Here is a 21,810-nt window from a genome sequence, read left to right on the forward strand (position 1 = left end):
CCCCTGCGGCTAGCGGTTCGTTAACCGCTTCAGCGGCAGGGGCTGTCTCCACGGCGTTGATCCCTCTCATGGCGACGCCGCCGGTAACCTCTCCCGGAACGGTCCCTCCTATCGCTTCAGCCAAGACGGAAGCATAGGTCACCGAGAGCCATTTCGCCAGTGAAGAGATGGTGGCATATTCGTAAAGAATCGACGGATCTATCTCGGCCTGAACCGTTTTACCGATAAATTTCATCAATTGGGCAAGGATGATGGAATCGGCCCCGTAATCTTGAAAGGGAGTATCGACTTCCAGTTTTGCCGGATCAAGCTTTAGCTCCTTCGCGACCATCTGCAATAGCCAATTTTGGGTAGCGGTGAACAATGAATCCGTTCGTCCGTCTCCCCCTCCCAGCGAAGGCATCGGGAGAGTTTCCGGCTTGACGTCCCCTCTGAGACCGCTGCCCGCCAGATGCCCGGTCTGCCAGGAGGCGGCATCCACCATTACAGGTAGAATAACAGAGCCCGGGTTTCCCGAGAGGACGCCGTCCAAAAAGCTCAGCCCTTCGGCATTCGAAAGGCTTAATAGGCCGGAATTCTCATAGACTGCGCTTTTAACCTCGCCCATTCCCGTCTCTTTCCAGCTGGGCCATTGAATGCTGACAATCGGAGCTTCCAAAGAGTGAGCTTCAGCAAAGTAGTCCATATAGGCATTTGCCATAGCATAGTCGCTTTGCCCCGAAGCGAGCGCAGGAACAGCAGCCGACACCGATGAAAACAATACAAAGAAGCGCAAGGGTTCACTTTTGACGCATTCATATAATTGACGCAGCCCGGACACCTTCGGCTCCATTACCTCCCGCATACGGTCGATCGGCTTGCGGATGAAGGCAGGGTGCTCGCGATCCCCGGTTCCCGCACAATGAAGAATACCGCCAATCGGGCCCATAATTGCCCTAACTTCTTTTAATGCGTTCTCCATGGCCTCCGGATCGTTCATTTTAAGAGCGCGAACTTGAACCTGCACACCTTCAGCTTCCAAATCTTGAATCAGCCGAATCTTGGCGGCGGCTGCCTCATTCCGCTTCAGGCAATCCTCCCAATCATTTCGGTGCGGCAGCGGCTCTTTCCCCGAAAGCAGAAGTCGTTTCACACCGTAGTTCGTCACAAAATGCCGGGCGCACAGCGCTCCCAGCCCCCGGGTTCCCCCGGTAATCCATAACACTTGATCTTGCGGAAACATTGGCGTACTCGTTTCTTCCAGACTTGTCCGGATATCCTTCAAAATGCTCTTGAAACGTTTGCCTCCCCGGTAGCTGATTTCAGGCTCCTTGCTTGCAAGAATGAATTCAGCGGCGATCTGACCCACCGCAATATCGTCCAACCGTTCGACATCCAAATGCCGGGAACGGATTTTCCGGTATTCGCTTTGCAACATGCGGTATAAAGAAGCACGCATTGCCCCGGTTAAACGAATGTGTTCGTTAGCGAACGATTCCAGTCCAGCGGTGACACCCAACACCGTGATCCCTGCCTCCCGGCTGTCGTCTATGAATTGTTGCAGCCAAGTCATTCCGTCCAAGGAAGGCTCTTGCTCCCCTCCGCAACCGATAAGGTCTATACAGCCATCATAATTTTTCCCGAAATCCCTATCTTGAGGAATAAATGTTAGGTCGTTACTGATATCTATTATTTCGGCATCCGAAAAATACTTCGACAGCTTGGAAGCCAGCATATGCGTTTCGTCATTTGATAAAATCACCACAGTGCCGCCGACGGTTCTGGTTGCACTTTCCTCGAACGGTTCCCAATGCTTTTTAATCCACCTTGCCGATCTCTCGGAATGCTTCTGTTTCTCCAAATTAGCGGCCGTCTTCGGGAAATCGGCTGTACTGATGCTAGGTATCGAAGCTGGAGGTCCAATAAAGTACCGCTCTTGAGCAAACGGATATGCGGATAAATGGACCCGCTGCTGCTCTCCCTCAAAAAGCATATTCCAGTCGATTTCATAGCCCTGACAGTAAAGATCCGCCAAAGTGAGCAAGGTCTCCTGATACCTGTCTGCACGCTCCCGCTGCGAATAGCTTTGTGTAAGCAAATCCCGTATAAGCTGCTCAATCGCTTTTTGGCCTGAAAATCCTTTGCCTGCCTTCCCGCGGAACATATTAGAGAGCTTCTCCCCGTCTCCAGCTTTAGTTAAGAGATGGATCGCATGGTCTTTATCCTGCACTACAACAGCTATGCGATGCGGATGATGCCATCTGCCCTCAAGCAGTGTGTAGCTGATCTGTTCCAAATCTGCACCGTCGCTGTTCTGTAATTCTTCAACCATCCGGGTAATTTTAAGCCGCAGAGCTTCTTCCGATTTCGCTGAAAGTGCAAGCACTTGATATGGGGCCGAATCCGATATCTTTGACGGCGCGGAATAACTTTCAATAAGCATATGAGCGTTAGTGCCGCTCATTCCAAATGCGCTGACCGCCCCCGTTCTTCTTTTTCCTGGTCTCTCCGGCCAGTGCTTGTTCATTTTATTGATATAAAAAGGACTGTCCCTCCAGTTGATATACTCGTTCTCCTGTTCGCAATGCAGGCTTGCAGGAATGGTCTGATGATTCATCGCTTGCACCAGACCGATTAAGCTGACCAGACCGGATGCTGCAAAGGTGTGCCCGAAATTAGTCTTCGAAGAAGTTAAGGCGCAGTATTCCCGCTTCGCCGTATATTCTTTGAACGTTTCATAAAGAGCATTGATTTCAACAGGATCACCCAATTTCGTTCCCGTGCCGTGCGTAACGATATATTCGATTTCTTCAGGGTTGACATTGTACCGCTCATACATGCTTTTTAACAGAGACGCCTGAGAGACACCGCTTGGCACCGTAATGCCATTGGTCTTACCGTCATAATTGATCCCGCTGCCTTTAATGACTGCATAGATCGGATCACCGTCTTTCTCGGCTTGCGATAGCCGTTTCAACACTACGGCCGCGACGGCCTCACCCGGAACCATCCCGTTGGCTCGTCTGTCGAAAGCAAAGCATTTCCCGTCGGCTGACAGCATGCCTGCCCTGCTCATCCCCTGCAGAAACATAGGGGTTAGCATAAGGTTAACACCAGCCGCAATAGCCGTATCGCATTCCTGGTTCAGCAAGCTCAGACAGGCCTGATGCGCCGCGACCAGACCGGAGGAGCAGGCTGTATTAATAGTCATCACAGGGCCGTTTAAGTTTAAGAAATACGACAAACGCGCAGCCAACATCGCATTATGGTTGGACGTAATGCTGCCCGTCTCCTTGACATGGAACTGGTAATCACCGTCCTCTGCACCGACGAACATCCCGATCTTTCCGCTGCCAATCTGCTTAGCTCCATAGCCCGCATCCTCAAGGGCTGCCCACGACTCCTGCAGAAGCAGACGCTGTCTCGGGTCCATCAGTTCCGCTTCCTTTGGCGAGATTTCGAAGAACAAGGGATCGAATTCATCGACACCCGATACCCAGCCGCAGCGCCAAGGAACTGTATCGCCCATCAAGCTGCGGCGTTCCTCTGATGCTTCATGAACCGCGTCGACTCCTTCTGAAAGGACTCTCCACATCGCTTCTGTATTTCTTGCCTGCGGGAATCGCCCGCTCATACCGATGATCGCTATCGGCTCGGGTTGATTAGCCGGATGGCTCATACCCTGTCCCTGTCTATAGCGACGGTGAGAGGCGCGCTGCCGGGGAACAGGGCTTAATGTCCCGGGCGACGGGAGGCTGACCGGAACTGAGGACAGCCGCTCTCTGTAATATTCTTCGATGACCTCCCGGTGTCCGCTCAAATAATAGCCGATCAATTTCTCCAAAGTGGAATGTCCAAAGAAAAGCGCGGGTGTAATTTCAATCCCGTACTGCTGTGTTAATAACGTGGCGAATTCGGTTAGCGTAATGGAATCAAATCCGAACTCAGCCAAGTTATCAACTGTATCAATTCGATCTCGCGTGACCATTAGAATGCGGTGCACCAGTTCCTTCAAATCCCACTCCAGACATTGCTCGATCGTGAACCCTTTCATTTCCGGCCGTCTTCCCTTACCTAACTGGCTCGGGACCGATGGAGAAATCGGCTCTGCCGTTTCCTGCGTCAATCCCAGAAGTCGGTATACCTTGCCGCGCTTTCCGGCCAGCACCATCTGACTGGACTGCTTCTGCCCCAGAAGGTTTTCGAATAGGGCCACTCCCTCTTCCTCGCGCAACTCACGCTGGCCGCTTGCACTCAAATACAGCTTGGTTTCCCCGTCTTCGCCGACTTTCATCCCCCCGTTTTTCCATAGCGGCCAGAGGATTGCCATCACCTTAGCAGGCCGGCCTTTTTGCCATTTTTCCTTGTTCCGGTATCGGGCGTACGCGGCCTGAAAACGATTAGCTACGGCATAGTCACATGATCCAAAATCCCCCAGAATTGCCGATGTCGAAGAAAAATAACATAGGAAGTCGAGCGTCTCGTTCTGGAGAACATCTTCCAGTACAAGGGTTCCTGATACTTTAGGGCCCAAGACCCGCTCAAAGCTGCTCATATCCTTATTCATAAGGCTTTGGCCGCTTTCCAGCCCTGCTGCGTGGAGAACACCGTCCAATCCGGTTTGGAAATGGTTCCGTGCCTGCTGAATTGCCTCTTGCATGGATATACGGTCACAGACATCAGCCTGTGCATAAAAGACCTTGGCTCCCAACCGCTCAAGCTCGCTTATCAATTGCTGTTTCTCGGAATCAACCGCCGAACGGCCGGTCAATATCAGATTGGCGGAATACTTCTTTGCCAAATGCTTCGCAAACAAGCGTCCAAGTCCGCCGCATCCGCCCGTAATCAAGTAAGTCCCGCCCTGTTTAAGCATTTTCAACGTATCCTGCCGCTCAACCGGCTGCACGGCTGACACCCATCTTCTCCCTGTCTGGTACGTCACGCTTTCGGCCTTAACCGCATACAGCTCGTTCCAGCAGTTCGTGAGACATAGTTCCACCGCTCCTTCCGCTTCCGGGGAGGATAATTCGTGCAGGATCACGGATACCTCAGTTTGGGGACGGATTTGTGGCACTGATCGTTCAAAGCCTAGCCATGATTCTCCGAAGCAATGTTCCAGATCATTCCTAAACGGCGCCGCAAGAATGATGCGGGCGCTTTCAAGCCTTGCCGACACGATAGCCTGTAGTGAATAGACAATGCTTGAACAGTCTTGGATGCAGGCGGCATCTTCAAGCGGCCATAAGTGCAAGAAGGCTTCCGGCTCACCAAAGTCTTTAAGGATACTATCGATAACCAGATCGTAGTTATGCCGCTCATGCCTTGACAGTCCGTACAACTCCTTGGAATGCTGTCTAAATTCCGTATCCTGGGCAATGAAAATAAGTCTGACACCGGGATCGGTCTCTCGGGCGATTTCCTTCAGTAGCTGTTGGTGGTTAGACTCCGATAAAAAGCAAACCACATTCTTCAATTTCGTTTCTGATTTCTTGGACAACGGCTTCTCTTTCCAGACTTCCTCAAAAGTCATGAGCTCGAAGTCCTCCTCCGCCTCATCCTTTTGTGCTTGGGATTCAGCCTGCACCCTTGGGGACATTTCCCCCTCGCCAGCGCATTTTGCAACCCTTAGCCCCTTGAAGCTGGCGCATACCCGGCCTCCATCTTCACAGAAGTCAATATCCATGACTGGGCAACCGCCGGTCTCGCTTTGGTCCACAAATCGGATGGAAGCCCACATAACTGGCGAGAATGTTTCATAAATGACCAATTCCTCAAGAAAGCGCGGTTCAATATACCCGCATTCGTCCTCATTATCCGTATCCTGGGAACAAGCCAATTGCAATACCGTATCCAGCATAAAGGATGAAAGTCCATACTCCTTTGTCTGAGAGACAAGATTATCGGGTAGGATCAGTCTAACCGTTCCTTCACTCCGCTCATATCTATCTAACGCCTGTTCGCCCGAAGCAACATCATTCAGGCCGTCACCCGTCCTCGTTTCAAAAGCGAGATCCATAACTGGCCGCTGTGGTTGTCGGCCTATAAGAATCGTTCCCTCCGCAATCCTTTCGCGCGGGGCATCCGCCATCTCAGAATCCTTATAAATCTCGAAAGCGATCTCGCTATCGTCCTCCGAGTACAGCTCAATATGCAGCCGCAAAGAGGATTCTCCTGATAACACCGCACCGTGCCACAGGAATGATTTCAGAACAATGCTCCCCTGTCCTCCGTACGCTGCACCAATCAAATGCGATGCCGCAGCCCGAGCCATTTCAAGAAGAACCGATCCGTTTAATAACCGCTGTCCGTCTGCAAGACGGGTAAAGAACAAATCATCCCCGGACAAATCCGAAGTAAAGCGCAACCCGCCAAGATCAGAAGTATTCCGCTGCAGCAGCGGATGAAGATGGCCGGGCTGTCCGGCATCCGGTTTAGATATTAACGTCTTGCTTCCTGAGATCCAATAGGACTCCTTTGCAAAGGGATATGTGGGCAGGCTAATCCTTCTGGGCTTGCCTCCATCGTACAGCTTCAACCAATCCAGATTCATTCCCTTAACCCAAAGGTCGAGAAATTTCCCATATTTTCTTTTGACCAGCCACGCCTCAACCGCTCTTTGCAAATCCTCGTCTGTTGAAAACAATGCAATCGATTCCTTATTTGGTTTAACCCGGCCTTGATAAAAGCTGCTAATATCGTCCCGTCCATCCAAATACCCCGCCAATTTATCAAGCATTTCCGTTATACTGGCGGCTGCAAATGCAAGTCGCTCTTCCATGGCCTCCCGGCCGACTTGAAGGGTATACGCAATATCATACAAGTCTTGTTCGGACAGCTTCCGCTCCGTGACAGCCGATATGAGTAGTTGCGCCTTTTCTTTCAAACGCTCCTCGTTCTTAGCCGACAGAACAATTAGAGCAAGGTTGCCCGATGCGACCGCCGAACCCGCAGGCAAGTCTTCTGCCGGAATATATTCCTCGATAACCACATGGGCGTTGGCTCCACCTGCTCCGAAAGACGAAATCCCCGCAATTCTTGGATATTCGGCGGTCTTTCCATCGATTTCGATTACCGGTCTTTTCCATTCGGCAAGCTCCCTCTGTACGGTAAAAGGCGTTTGTCTGAAATCTATATTGGAATTTAACGATGCGGCATGCAAAGACGGTACCAGTTGTCCGTGCTTCATCTGGAGAAGCACTTTGGTCAAGCCGGCGATGCCGGCTGCGCTTTCGCAGTGCCCAATGCCCGATTTCGCCGACCCAATAGCGCAGAACTGCCTGTCTTTCGTATCTTTTTCAAAAGCGCGGGTAAGCCCCTCGATTTCAATGGGATCTCCCAGCGCCGTTCCCGTGCCATGAGCTTCGAGATAGCTGACTGTGCGGGCATTAATCCTTGCGCGGCTAAAGGCATCCGCCACAAGATCGCATTGCGCCCCGGGGCTTGGAACGGTGTACCCGTTCGTTCTGCCGCCGGCATTCAGCATACTGCCCTTAATTACGCCATAAATATGATCTCCGTCCGTTACGGCCTTCTGCAGCGGCTTCAAAAGGACCGCTCCTACGCCTTCGCCATCGACAAAGCCATCGGCGCCTTCGCCGAATGATCTGCACCGGTCTCCGGGAGTCAGCATGTTCATGGCCGATAGTTTCATATAATGCACAGGATCGACAATCAGGTTGACCCCACCGGCGATCGCACATTCGCTTACACCGCTGTAAATGCTTTCTAAAGCTAAATGAATAGCGGTTAACGAGGAGGAGCAGGCCGTGTCCACAGCAAGGCTTGGTCCGCGGAAATTCAGCAGATAGGACAGACGGTTGGCGGCCGACCAATAGCTTGCGCCGGAAGGGTAATTCCCGTTCATTACACCGACGAACACACCGACCTTTCCGCTTTCGCTAAGCGCTTTCGCGGTATAACCCGCATCTTCAATGCAGGCATACGCTTCTTGCAGGAATAATCTCTCCTGCGGGTCCATCTGCTCCGCTTCCTTCGGCGAAATTTGAAAAAAAAGCGGGTCGAACTTATCTATATTCCGGATAAAGCCTCCCCACTTCGAATAGATGGTCCCTTTTTTGCCTTTCGCCGGATCGAAATAATTCCGCCAATCCCAGCGGTCTTGCGGAATCTCCGTTACGCAATTTCTTCCTTCCTTCAGGTTCTGCCAATACTCACTTACATCATCCGCATCGGGATAACGTCCGGAAAGACCAATGATTGCGATATCATTCACGTGCGTAGTCGGCAAGGACTCCTTAATAGAGGCCGATTGGCTGGATGCGTGCAAATAGGACGCCGGCGAGGCGTTTACCGCCTTTTCCTTCATTGGGGTCGCCGCCATCACCGCTCCGGCTGCTGGCAGACAGGGTGGCGCCTCTTCAATCAAACCGGTTGCCTTCAACAGTTTCTCTCTGTGATTCTCGATGAAAAAACGGGTCAGGGCATCAATCGTCGGATATTCAAAAAATAAAGTGCTGCTTGCATTCGGCAAGACTGTTTTGAATTGTTCCGCAAGCTGAACAACAACAATCGAATCAACACCGTAGGTCTCCAGAGTTTCGAAAGCATCAAGCTTATGTGCCGGGATTTTCAAAGATTCGCCTACCAGCTTTTTCAACAGGGCGGTGCCTCTTTCCCGCAATGTTTCTTCCGATACTTCCATTCCTTCGGCAATTACCCGCGGCTGAGTGTCATCCTTCAGCAGGCTGGATTCCATAGCTTTCACCTGCCCGCGCAAATCCCTCTCAACCGGATAGGTATAGTGATTGTTATTCTGCCTTACCAGACCGTCACTTTCCGCTACAATAATTTGCTGCCCCCTGTTATGGGCGTCCATAGCGGGAAAAAAGAGCGATTTAAACCCCTCGTCTTCCAGCACCCCTTGCCAAGATTCCGGCGTCAGCCCCGGACATCCCGGAATCCGCAGCGCAGCATCCTCATAAAGCCACCAGCCCTCAAGCAGTCCAAAGGTCAGATGAGTAAATACAGAGTTCATGCTCATCTCATTGAGCAGCATTAAACCGTTGCGCTTCAAAACGGCCTTGGCGTTCCGTACAGTCTGCCGAATCTGCTTCGTGGCGTGAAGCACGTTAGTGGCGATCACGAGATCGTAAGCACCCGCTTCGATCCCCTGGCTTTCAATCGGCTCCTCCACATTAAACAAACGGGGGGCGAGAAAGGGCCGATCCGGAACGAACTCTTTTTCCGCATGAAATAGAAACGCCTTGGAGATATCGGTATAGCAGTACTCCTCAATGCTCGTCCGATACGCCTCCAGTCTTTGGAGTACTACGGCACTGGTTCCTCCTGTACCGGCACCGATTTCAAGTATCCGGAGGGCAGCCGCCGGTTCCTGAGCCAGTCTTTCCACAACATACGCTTCGACGCAGTCAGCAAGTACGTCGTTAAAATAATCCGCAATTGGATTATGCTTGTATATGCCCTCTACTAATTCCATAGAAGCGTCGGGAAACAAAATTTCTGTCGCCTGAACCCTGCCGCTTAATATGTCTGGCAACGCGCGTATCGTGGCGTCGACCAAAGTAAGCTGGGATTTGATATCGGTATTCCCAAGCCATTCTGTTGTTTGTCTCTCCCAAATCTGCCATATGCCGGGTTCCCCACCGATGGAGTCTTCTGATGCCTGGAAGTGATCTCCGCAATCTTTGAGATAGCCATATTGAATAAAAAACAAGATACTGGCTTCCAACCATTTAGAGTAGTATCCCGGTAATTTAGCGCTTTTTCCAAGCTCAGTCTTCATTATTTTCCGCTCGTTGAACCAGCCTAACGCTTGCAGTTGTTCCCACAACAACCCGCAGAGAAGACGGTCCATTTGTTCCATTGGCAGCGCGTCTGTTCTCTTCACTTAAAGCCCTCCTTTCGCACTTAAGACCTTACGGCACATATTTGCCTTTCTCGGATACGAACTCCGCAATGCTGCTTAGCGTCATTCGTTCCTGAATCATTTCGGCATTGATATCCATATTGTAAGTACGGCTCAACTCGTCAGCTAGACATGCTAGGGTTAAGGGATCGAACCCGCACTCCCTCCACGCCGCTTCTGTGTCAATGTCCGCTTGTTCCACTTTCAGAATATCCGCGGCGATGTGCAGCAAATTTTCCAGTATATGTCCAGGCGCTCCCTGCTTATCGCTGCAAGCTAAATCTAAGTCTGCGATTTGTTTAGAGCATTCTGATGAATCGCATCCGACTGCCAGCCGCTGCATCATTCGTTCCGCCACCGACTCTGCCTTACTCGGATAAATTCTTAGGCTGTCGCCGGACACCAAACTGCCCATGACATTAGGCATAGTCGCCTTGAGCAAAGCCAACTGATCTACCGGCCCGGTGAGCAGACTCTCCAATACGGCCATTGCCTCTTCCGGTTCGATAGATCCCAAACCGACTCGGGCCATGCGTTCTTGATACCTGCGGGTGGCTACAGATCCGACCGATCCCCAATATCCCCAATTGATTACCTTGATCTTACAGGACCGCTCTCGTGACAATTGAGCGGCAAACGCATCCTTGAACGTGCAGCCTGCTGTGTAATTGCTTTGTCCCGCTGACTTTAGCATGGAGTTGAACGAAGAGAAAAACAAAATAAAATCCAATGTCTCCCGTTCAAAAACTTGAGCGATTCTCACACTGACATCTGTTTTTGCGGCCATACCGGCTTGAAACCGTTCCTCCTCCATATGAGCAAGACTCTGGTCAAGAAGCACGATCGCGGAATGCACCACTCCGTGAATGGCCCCAAACTTTTTTTTCACCGTCTCATAGGCCTGTTCAAGCGACCCGCGATCGGCAGCATCCGCTCTGACGTATTCAGGTGCCGGACCTAATGCCGCCAGCCGACCGATACGCGTCCTAATAGAATCATCAGCAGGGCGCCGCCCGAGCCAGACAACTCTCGCCCGATAATTGCGAATCATATATTCGCTCCACACTTCCCCGATGCCACCTGCGCCTCCAATAACAACATAAACGCCGCCATGGCGATAAGCGGAGGGAGATGCGGAGGAAATCTGGCAAGGAATCAGCGTTTGACGAAACCATTCGCCTTGACGGTAACCCCAGGCATCTCCTTGAGGGTCAGGAGGAAGCCTGAACATCTGCTCCACTGGCCACGCCGCATTGACCTCTAGATCAATCAGCCGGACGCTCCAACATGGGTGCTCCTTCGCCATTGATCCTATGAAGCCATGAATACCGGCATGAGCGGAGTTTGGCCTATCCTGTTTCCGGATAGCCTGCGCATTTTTCGTGATGACGCTCCAGGTAATGTTCCTGCTTCCATAGTCTAACCGAAGCAAAGCTTTCACCAGTCGAAACAGTTGAAGCACACTCCCGTTCTGCGTTTCCAAAAGCGCCTCTTCGACAGGGGCAAATGGTTGATGATGCGGAGCTATCCAGACGATATGTTCCACCGACCCGCAGCGACTTACGCTTGCCTCAAAATCCTCGATCGCTCCGCTTAATGACATGTCTAATACCTTCGCATGCGGGTAGCGCTGAAGCAGCACTGCCTGTTCAGCAGCCTCTCCGCCGAAAATAACAACGCCTTCCCGCCGCTCGTCTGATATGGACATAGCTGGAACTGCGGTATCCCAAACGGGAACAAGCGCGGTGCTGCCGGTCATGCTGGCTGCTGGATCAACGGAGTCTCCGGTTCCCTTCTCCGTCGCCTCTATGTTCCCGCCAACACTGCTTCTGGTGGAAAAGCCTTTGATGCGAACGCACACTTTGCCGTTCTCATCACAAAGGTCAATATCCAACCGTTGTATTTTACCGCTATGTGAACCTTCATCCGCCCTAATGCGGACGGAGGCCCACATGGACGGTTGGCAGGCAGCGTATATTTCAAGCTCGTCCAACGCAAACGGCAGGTACGGTTTTGGCCGGTCATCTCCGCTGCTCCCCTTGGCATCAACAGAGCTCCATATGAACCCAATAGCCGACTGGAGCGCAGAGTCCAACATTGACGGATGAAGAACATAAGATTCAAACGTGCCGAAGACGCAATCGGGCAGAGAGAGTCTTGCGAGAAGCTGTCCTTCCCCCACATGCACTTCAGTCAATCCTTGATGGGCAGGTCCATATCGAATCCCCATTGCTTCGAACGCTTGATAACAATCCCCCGACGAAAGCTTATATAGTGTACAGTCCGCCAGAATACTTTGAATATCCCATTGATCCGGTTGCCCCGCAGCAGACAGGAGCGCAACAGTCCCCTGTCCGTGAAGAGTCGGCTCGGCTCGCTTCTCGCCGGAACTGCTGCTGACCTTATAAACTATTTCTCCATCATCTGACGAGGTGAGCGATACGCGGACATTTACCCCGACATCTGCGGCAGCAACGATCGGCCGGAGCCATACCGTGTTCCTGATCCGAACGATACCCGGGCGTTCGCCAGAGGTGCCTGCCGCTTGAACAGCTGACTCCCGGGCCATTTCCAAAAAAGCCGCCCCCGGCATCGTGCGATGCCCGCCTACGACATGATCCGTGAAAAAAAACTCCTTCCCCGTGAAGCTTGTCCGATAATGCAATCCTGAATTATCTGAAACATTGGTGTGAATAAGAGGATGGAGGGACCCGGCATCAAGGCGGAATTCCGACGCCTGTACTGCCTTTGACTGCGTTTCGGACAGCCAATGCCTTTCCTTGGCAAACGGATAGGCGGGCAGATGGACTCGGCACGGTTTCCTCCCCTCGTACAGCTCAGCCCAATCGGTCATCATGCCTTTACACCATGAATCCGCAACTTGATCCAGCTTGCCTGTCCGGAACCAGCCTCTAACCAGTTCTGTATCCACGGCAAGTACAACCCGTCCCTCTTTGCGTTTCCTGATTTGCCCTGTCAGCGTCCCTTCTGCCGGACTGCCATCCGCAAAGGCGCAGAGCGCGTCGCACAAAGACTGCAAAGAGTCAGCAATGATCGCTAAGCGGCAATCCATCGCCTCCCTGCCGGTTTGAAGGGTATATGCCGCATCCGCAAGATTTAGTCCTGCATTATTTTTCAAAAAGTTCTGCATATCATGGGCGTAAACGCGAAGCTGCTCCTCGTTTTTGGCAGACAAAGGAAACAAGTGCGGGCTACAAGGCTTCCCAGCGACCGACGGCAACTCGTTGCTTGATGAATCGGATATGTATTCTTCAATAACCACATGCGCATTCGTACCGCTGAATCCGAAAGAACTAACACCTGCCCGCCTTGGCCCCCCTTCCTCGGTGTGCCAAGGCTTTAATTCGGTATTAACATAGAATGGACTCTGCTCCAGCAAGATGTGTTCATTCAGCGATTGAAAATGAACGGTTGGCGGCAGCATACGATATTTGAGAGCGAGCAAGGTTTTGATCACGCCGGACACCCCCGAGGCGGCAAGCAGATGCCCGATATTACTTTTGACCGAACCTAGTGCGCAATAGTTTGTCTTTTGCGTAAAGGAACGGAAGGATTCCGTTAGCGCCTCTACTTCAATTGGGTCGCCGAGCTTTGTTCCCGTCCCATGCGCCTCGATTAAAGTAATCGTTTCCGGATCAATATGAAAGCGCTCGTAAACTTCTTTCTCCAAAGCGGTTTGCGACTGTGCACTGGGAGCCGTAATACCGTTGGTTTTACCGTCCTGGTTAATCGCCCATCCACGAATGACTCCATAAATGGGATCCTGGTCACGCACTGCATCAGAAAGCCGCTTTAACAGTAGGACGCCGACTCCTTCTCCCGGTACGAATCCGTTTGCCCGGTCGTCGAACGTAAAGCAACGCCCATCCTTGGAGAGCATTCCCGCCTTGCTGGTCATCACATGCATCGTCGGACCCGACATAACGTTGACGCCGCCGGCCAATGCCATGTCACTTGTACGGAGAATAAGGCTGTTGCAAGCTTCCGCGATGGCTACAAGAGAGGAAGAGCAGGCCGTATCAATGGCCAAACAAGGCCCTTTCAGATTTAGCAGATAGGAAATCCGCGCACTAAGAATGGAAGGCGCACCTCCCATGAGACCTTGCGCATTCATCGTTTCGCTGCCCATTGAGCGGCCATAATCGCCCGCGCCGCAACCAACAAAAACACCGCAGCGGCTGCCCGACATAGACGCCGGACTTATGCCCGCATCCTCTATGCATTTCCAACTGTTTTCCAAGAACAGACGCTGCTGCGGGTCCATGAGTTCCGCTTCAATGGGAGAGATATTAAAAAACAGCGGATCGAACTTGTCCACATCATCCAGTGCGCCCATCCACCTACAGTAAGTTTTTCCGGGAGCCTTCGGATCGGGATCATAATACTTATTCAGCGGCCACCGCTCGGCAGGTATTTCAGATACGCAATCACGGCCCTGGGCAATATTCTCCCAGAACTCGGACAACGTACCGGATTTCGGGAATTGACCCGACATTCCGATAATCGCAACCCCCTCCTCCCGGCCGTTCAGCGGAGCAACCGGAAGCTTCGGGGACAATGATTCGGCGGTTACCGTGGGACTGCGGCTTTCCGAGCGCTCTTTCTGCTTCAGCATACGCCGAATCAGGAGCTCTGTATGGTCATGAATTTCATTGCTCTCGTGACTGATGACTACCTTACCGATATGCTGGCCGCTTCCGACGAATTCCAATGCTTCTTTAATCCGGTTCAGGGGATAGATACGTGAAACGATGGGTACGATTTGTTCCGACTCGACCATCGCGACCAGCGTCTCCAATATCTCCTTGTGAAAACCCGGGCCAGCTCCGATTTGGCGCAAGTCTATGCTGTAAATGGATTGGTTCCGGACTAACTTGGACAAATCCAATTTTGCGCTTGTTTTCAACGCATGCACAGCCAGCTCCAAATACCTGCCGGAAGGCGCAAGGCAATTAAGCCCCTTTTGTATGGCGTCTCCGGAAAGCATATTTAAGACGACGTCAACCCCCCGCCCTTCGGTCATCCTCTTAATTTCCAGATCAAACGGAGAGGTTTTATAATTCAGGGCGTATGGGACGTACAGCCGATTCAAAATGTCCAGTTTCTCAGGCTTGCTGGAGGTTCCGTAGCAAATACAGCCTTGGAGTCTGGCGAGTTGGATGGCGATCAGCCCGCAGCCGCCCGTAGCCGTCTGTATTAATACATGTTCGCGTGGCCCAAGATTTCCGATTTTGAACGCATGGTAAACGGTGGCGAACACAACCGGTAAACTGCAAGCTTCTTCAAAAGAGATGTTGTGCGGTTTACGGACCGCGTTCATGGCGGGTACATTTACTTGGCTGGCATGCCCTCCCATCTGTTGGCCAGTGAGCGCAATGATCTCATCCCCGACATGGAATTCGTTCACGCCTTCTCCGACGGCGGTCACAACTCCAGATACTTCGAATCCTGGCACAAAAGGATATTCCGGCATGGTCGGATACAAACCCTTCACACACATGGTATCCGGAAAATTGATTGCCGATGCCTTAACTTTAAGGCTAATCTCGCCTTGCAAAGGTTTCTGCACTGACCATGGTTGAAGCGACAATTCATTGAGGTCCCGTACGGTATCAAGAACAAGTCCGTAACCGTCACCCAGAGCCGATGGAGTCTGATGACTTCCACCTGACTGAGTATGGCTCTTGGATGACAGGCTGCTGTGGAGAGCGACGCCGGAAACTTTGGACCGCTTCATTATTTCATTTTTCGCCTCATCGGGATCGATCCGGCCGTCTTGAAGCGCACGCAATATCTCCTGATAGTCCATGGATAAAAAAACCTCTCTCCTGAATATTCTTAATCAATTCCCGAACAATGTCTGAATTCTTTCCTTCACTTCCGCTTGATGAAAGGTCTTCTCATGCATAGCGACCTCTTGCGCAATGACTGAGGGCAGTTTCGCCCTTAGAGGCGCGACCAGGTGATCTTTGAGCGTGATTAAAGAAAGGCGGGGTTTCTCGGCGAGTTGCCTGGCCAATTGAAGAGCATGCCCCATTACCTTTTCACGCGGCAGCACCGGATAAGGAATACCTCTTTTCTCTAATTCGGCTCCCCGGTAGTTACCGCCTGTCAGCAGCATTTCTCCAGCCAGTCCATTGCCGAGCTTTTCCGGCAAAATCAACGTTGCTCCCATGCCCGGCGTAAAGCCGTACTTCATAAAATTAGCGGTATAAACGCTTTCCCTGCTGAATATGACGAAATCAGAAAACATTCCCATTACAAAACCACCACCGATTCCATGGCCTTGCATAGCCGCGATGACCGGAATCCTGCAGTCAAGAGCCAAACTGTAAATGTTGGAATCGGTAAATTTTAAACGATGGTCATGTATTGCGAGCAAAGCTTCTTTCGTGCCTCCGGAAGAAAAGTAACTGTCATAGCCGGTAAGAATCACCGCTTTATAAGCTGAATTATCATGGATTGATTTGAAAGCCTCAGTCAGACCTATTACAAGACTGTCAGAAAACGTATTTTTATGAATGCGGTCCTGCATGGTTATCTGAACAATGCCAGGCTCAATTTCTCGGCAGTCTACGGCAGCTTCCACATGTGCTTCCTCCTTCGAAGGGAATTCCCCATTGTTTACAAAACTGAATATCCCCTCTATAACTCCACGGTCGGAAAACATTTCTCGGTTAGCGGATACAGCAGCCTGCCTGGATTTCTGCAAAGCATCGTCTAATCCCGATACATATCGCTTGTACCGCATAATCGCCTTCTTGTCCAAGCGTGCCAAACGTAAAAGATGCCTGCGAAGCATGTCGTGGTTCGACTCCGCCAAGACGTCGACCAGTCCGCTTTCAAGCGCCTCCTCGACACCGACCGGCCGAGTCATCAATGTGAAATAATGAGCTTTCTGAAAACCGGTCCGCCGGATCAAAAATGGAAGCACACATGCCGGGTAAAGGCCGAATAACAGTTCCGACAGGCTGAACTTGGCGCTATGGTCGGCAATAACGATGTCGCTTGCGGCGACAAATCCGACCCCACCCGCTTTAACTTCGCCGCGGACATCCGAGATTGTGATATACGGCCCTGTCGTCATTTTCATCCACAGCTCGTACAGCGGCTCCGGATTACTTTCCCTGAATATGCCGTTTGCAATGGAATCGTGAATTTCCTGAAAATCGGCTCCAAAGCAAAATGCATCGGACGAGCCTTGCAGTACAACAATGGTGATGTCCCTCTGCTCACAAGCATCCAATACACTGCCGCATTCTTCGATCATCTGGTCGTTAATGGCATTGCGTGCCTCCGGACGATGAAAAGTGATATAGCATACCTTCTCCTGATAACGAACCCGAATAGTTTGGAAGTTCATTATGACCACCTGTAGACACGATGGAACTCCCGAATTTCTTCCAGGAATAGTCGCTGTTTTCCCCCAATCGCCTGTACAGCTCCCGGGATAAGATCAAAGTCCAGCTCGACGTTTCGGGTACCGAACTTGACGGCGCCGCTGCCCTGCAATAATACTTCATATTCGTCAATAGATAGGCGGTAGCGCTCGTCCAACTGCTGTTCAATAGCAAATCGCCTTTGAACGTGCTGACCCTGATTGGAAATCACCCCGCTGAAAAATTCCGAACAGCAGCCTGATCCGTAGGAAAAGCATCCGACACGTTTTGCTCCTTCGAAACGGCTGTAATCAATCGTACTGGCCAGGGAAAGAAGGACCGTTCCCCCCATAATGTTGCCTACCCGCTGGCAGTATCGGATTCCCGGCCATACGCGCTGCTTGAAATCTTCTTCGATTTCTGTTGGCTTGGCCTGAGCATGCTTGCGCATCATTGTGCGGTGCGCGCCCTTCACCATCCCGCCAAAGGGGCTGTGAAAGGAAAGGTATTGAAAGGTTTTTCTGTAATCCACATCACGGACCCTTTTCTTGTATTCAAGAAACGTCTGCTCGCAACAATCTAAATAAGAGGACAGCGACAAATCCGAATCGCCGGCCTCACTGTCGGGAATAGGTCTGCAGGTATCCATTACCTCATAGCCATAATAACCGTTGGCACCGACATCCACTTGAAATACATAGGGCTTGTCGCTGACCAAGAGTGCCACTGCTCCAGCCCCCGCGCTCGGCTCCGCGTAGGACCAGTCCTCGGTCAAGGAATCGCCCCCTTGAGTGACGATGAACCGTGAAATGTCCGTGGCCACCACCAATGCCTTTGCTCCGGGGGAGGACTGGGATAAAATAAAATTGACTGCCATTTGAAAACCGGCCGTTCCCGAATAACAGGCTTGCTTGATTTCGAATAAACGGCAATTACGGCTAAGTCCCAGATAATGGTGAATATATGTGCTGATGGACTTTCCAAAATCAATGCCGGATTCTGTACAGGTAATCAGCAACTCGATGCTTTCCCGTTCTTCCATCGAGAGAGCTTCAACCAGTGGCCTTGCAGCATTCACACCGAAGGTGACCGGGTCCTCATAAGGCAAGGACACCGCCTTTTCCTTCATTAATAAATTCTCGAACCGGTTCGTATCCAGATTGCGGTAACGGGCCAAATCCATAACATCGAGATACGCCGTCCCGCCAAACACATTCATCGCTTCAATTCCAACTGAAATCAAAGGACACCCTCCTTCTTTGCTAAAAAAGGAAGCCTGCCAGACCCGCCGTTCGCTTATGCGTTGCGAAAAAAAGGCAGACTTCCAATCTCCGCTCCCAGTAAGCTTTACCTTTTGCCTATCCAGGCGCTTAAGCCCGCGATCAGCATGCTAGAATAATTGCAGCTTTTCGTATATGGAGTCGGCCAGTTCTCCTATATTTTGGGCACCGGACAAATGAACGAGAGGAACTTGCAGAGATAAGGATTCCATGGTCATCATTACGATCTCCGCCCGATCCATCGAATTGGCACCCAAGTCTACAAGTTTGTCCGTTGGTTTGAACTCGTGATTCTTAAGTTCGGGAATAATTTCACAAATATGCTGAGCGATGATCTGAACAATCTCCTCTTTAGTCATGTGTACCCTCCTCCGAAATAATTTTTTTGATCCATTGGTCGGCTTGGCCGATCTCAACTTTACCCTCTACGACTTTGGCCAAGATATCTTCAAGATTCCCCAGTTCCGTTCCGTACCGGGACTCCCCCGTTTGTTTGTCAATTTCACTGGACAGTAAAGCCGAAAATGCAATGATATTCGGATAATCATAGATTTTTGTAGCCGTAATGGACGTTCCGTACTTTTGGTTCACCGCCTTGATCCATTCGACTCCTATAATCGAGTCTACGCCGATATCCGTAAAATTGCTTGTTGCGCAAACTTCGTCCGGATGCATGAACATGGCCTCCGCCAAGCTTTCGGTCAAATCCAGTTGCAATTGCTCGATAGAAACCGCATTGGTTTCTTTGGAGTTAATTAAAGGCTGAACTTCCGGCCTTGTCGCTAGTCCAGGTTGCGGCCACTCCGCAGCATTAAACCCGGACACCGTTTTTTTCCATTCAATCTCCTGAACCTGATCATGTAACATTTGTTGAGACATCGGCTGGCTTTCCGCCACGGTCACAGAATTAGCAGCCCCCACACTCTGGAGTTGACCTTGCAGGTACAAAGCAAAATCAGCGATAGTGGAGTAATCGTATACTTTGGCCACCGTAATTGAGGTTCCGTAAGTTCTGTTCACCGCCTTGATCCATTCCACTCCAATGATCGAGTCGACTCCAATGTCCGTAAATCTGCTGTGGATATCCAGTTCTTCCGGCTCCATCATCATAGCTTCCGCCAAGCTGGCTGTCAGTTCCTCCATAAGAACGTTCAAACTGAAGGTTCCTGCGCCAGAGGCAGCTGTCCCCTCTGTTGCGTCCAACCAAGGAGGTTCATGCCTAGGCTCCTGTTCGTCGACAGAGGGAACCGTTGGCAGCATCTTCTGTGAATCCTCCTCTTCTGCCATCGGTCGGGAGGAAAGACTGACGTAATTAACGTCCTCGATTGCAGCCAAAGGAATTAATGGCCTTTGGAGCCAATTAGGCTCGGCAGACCTTTTAATCTCACGATATTCCGATAACGGAAGCAAGGATATGGTTCCTGTTTCCGTATTTTCAACCTTCGCAGATGACTCGGTCGATTTAATCAGGGAGAACGCAGGGTTCGCGGAGGAATCTGGCTGCATAAACGCCGTTGGTGCTGCTTCCACCATCTTGACTGCAGCAGAATCGGCATTCGAGCCGATTCCACCAGCCCTATGCTGTCTGCTTCCCGTTCCCGGAACCCCATAGCGCTCCCTTGCAAATGGATAAGTGGGCAGACCGATTCGGCGCGGTTTAGACTTGCCGTACAGTAAACTCCAATCCACATCCAGACCTTGGACCCAAAACGCCAGAAGCTCATCGTATTTCTGTCCGGCGGCCAATCGCTGTGTGTTATCCGCAAAATTCTCATCATCGCCGCTCCACTGCGTTATTCCATTGCCACGGACGAGACGTCCCCGATAGTACGTTCCCTCTGCCGTTCGGCTTGCCACGAAACCATCGAGCCTCGTTTCAAGCTCCTTCATGGAGCTTGCCAAAGCAGCCCATCGTTCTTCCATCGCTTCCCTGCCGACCTGCAGCGTGTAAGCGAGGTCAGCCAAATTGTCATCCGTCAGATCCCGTTCGCGAATGGCAGACAGCAATTGCTGCGCTTGTTCTCGCAAACGTTTCTCATTTTTAGCAGACAAAACAACCAGAGCCGGCTGGCTGGAGAGAGGCGGCACCGGCGACAGTTCGGATGGTTGCGTCGGAGTGTACTCCCGAATCATCAAATGTGCGTTAGAGCCTCCCGCTCCGAAAGAAGACAATCCCGCAATCAGCGGATATTCCTTGGTAGTCCCTCCGATGTTTACCTTCGGGCGCTTCCATTCCACGAGCTGCTGCTGAACCACGAATGGAGTCGAGCTAAAATCAATGTTCGGATTCAGCTTCCTTGCATGAAGAGAAGGTACCAATTGACGATGCTTCATTTGAAGGAGCACTTTTGTCAACCCGGCAATCCCCGCAGCGCTTTCGCAGTGTCCGATATTCGATTTGACCGATCCGATTGCACAGAACTGCTTGTCCTCACTGTATTCACTGAAAACTCCCGACAGCCCAGCGATTTCGATCGGATCTCCAAGAGAAGTTCCCGTCCCATGCGCCTCGACATAGCTAATCGTCCTTGGATGAACTCCCGACTGCTCCAAAGTCTGGCGGATGACCTCCGCCTGTGCGTGCGGATTGGGGACGGTATACCCGTTTGTTTTTCCTCCGTGGTTGATGGCGCTCGCTGTGATTACTCCGTAAATCCGATCTCCATCGGCAATGGCACGATCCAGGGGTTTAAGCAGTACAGCGCCTACGCCCTCTCCAGGTACATAACCATCGCCATCCTCCCCGAAGCTTGCGCACCGGCCATTGCTTGACGCGAATTTCCCTTGGCCCAGCGCCAAATATTTGTTCGGATGAATGGATATGTTCACACCACCCGCTATGGCCGTCTCACACTCGCCCAGCTTTAGGCTTTGGCAAGCAAAATGAATGGCGGTCAATGAAGATGAACACATGGTGTCTACCGCTACGCTCGGGCCTTGGAAATTACAGAAATAAGATACCCTATTTGCAATGGAGGAGGAACTGCCGGATAAAGCCATCGGATTGCCCTTAATCGTTTCTTGCGCTCCGTAAAGCTGATATTCCTGGTACATAACACCAACATATACTCCCACGCTTCGAGCCCTTCTCCGCTCCACGTCTGTTCCAAGCGTCTCCTTCGTGTAGCCTGCATCTTCTAACGTTTCGTATACACACTCCAAGAAGAGCCTTTCCTGCGGATCCATAAATTCCGCCTCTTTGCGGGAGATGTGGAAGAAAAGCGGATCAAACTCGTTCACGCCTTCCAGAAATCCGCCCCACTTG

Annotated in this window: 6 protein-coding genes and 1 pseudogene; all 7 read right to left on the reverse strand. The window is 51.4% G+C overall.

Annotated elements, in window-relative coordinates; translation table 11 throughout:
• On the reverse strand, positions 1 to 9,847 hold a 9,847-nt coding region (locus L692_RS29670; protein WP_025701963.1), incomplete at its 3' end, for an SDR family NAD(P)-dependent oxidoreductase.
• 28 nt (positions 9,848 to 9,875) lie between these two features.
• On the reverse strand, positions 9,876 to 15,695 hold the full coding sequence (locus L692_RS0120855; protein ID WP_025701964.1) for an SDR family NAD(P)-dependent oxidoreductase: 5,820 nt from the start codon (positions 15,693 to 15,695) through the stop codon (positions 9,876 to 9,878).
• Positions 15,696 to 15,728: 33 nt separating this feature from the next.
• Entirely contained in the window at positions 15,729 to 16,475 is a 747-nt protein-coding gene (locus L692_RS33080; protein WP_025701965.1) for a polyketide synthase, read from the reverse strand.
• A gap of 6 nt (positions 16,476 to 16,481) precedes the next feature.
• Positions 16,482 to 17,249 (reverse strand): annotated as a pseudogene (locus L692_RS33635) (enoyl-CoA hydratase/isomerase); the annotation flags it as partial.
• Positions 17,249 to 18,508: a hydroxymethylglutaryl-CoA synthase family protein gene (locus tag L692_RS0120865; protein WP_025701966.1), complete on the reverse strand. Its 1,260-nt coding sequence runs from the start codon at positions 18,506 to 18,508 to the stop codon at positions 17,249 to 17,251. The pseudogene L692_RS33635 and the gene L692_RS0120865, both read right to left, overlap by 1 nt.
• Positions 18,509 to 18,655: 147 nt before the next feature.
• Positions 18,656 to 18,904 carry an acyl carrier protein gene (locus L692_RS0120870; RefSeq protein WP_025701967.1) on the reverse strand — a complete coding sequence of 83 codons (249 nt, stop codon included), beginning with the start codon at positions 18,902 to 18,904 and terminating at the stop codon, positions 18,656 to 18,658.
• On the reverse strand, positions 18,897 to 21,810 hold a 2,914-nt coding region (locus L692_RS33865; protein ID WP_025701968.1), incomplete at its 5' end, for a type I polyketide synthase. The genes L692_RS33865 and L692_RS0120870, both read right to left, overlap by 8 nt.

Source organism: Paenibacillus forsythiae T98, from assembly GCF_000520735.1.
In the GTDB taxonomy this organism is placed as follows: domain Bacteria; phylum Bacillota; class Bacilli; order Paenibacillales; family Paenibacillaceae; genus Paenibacillus_AQ; species Paenibacillus_AQ forsythiae.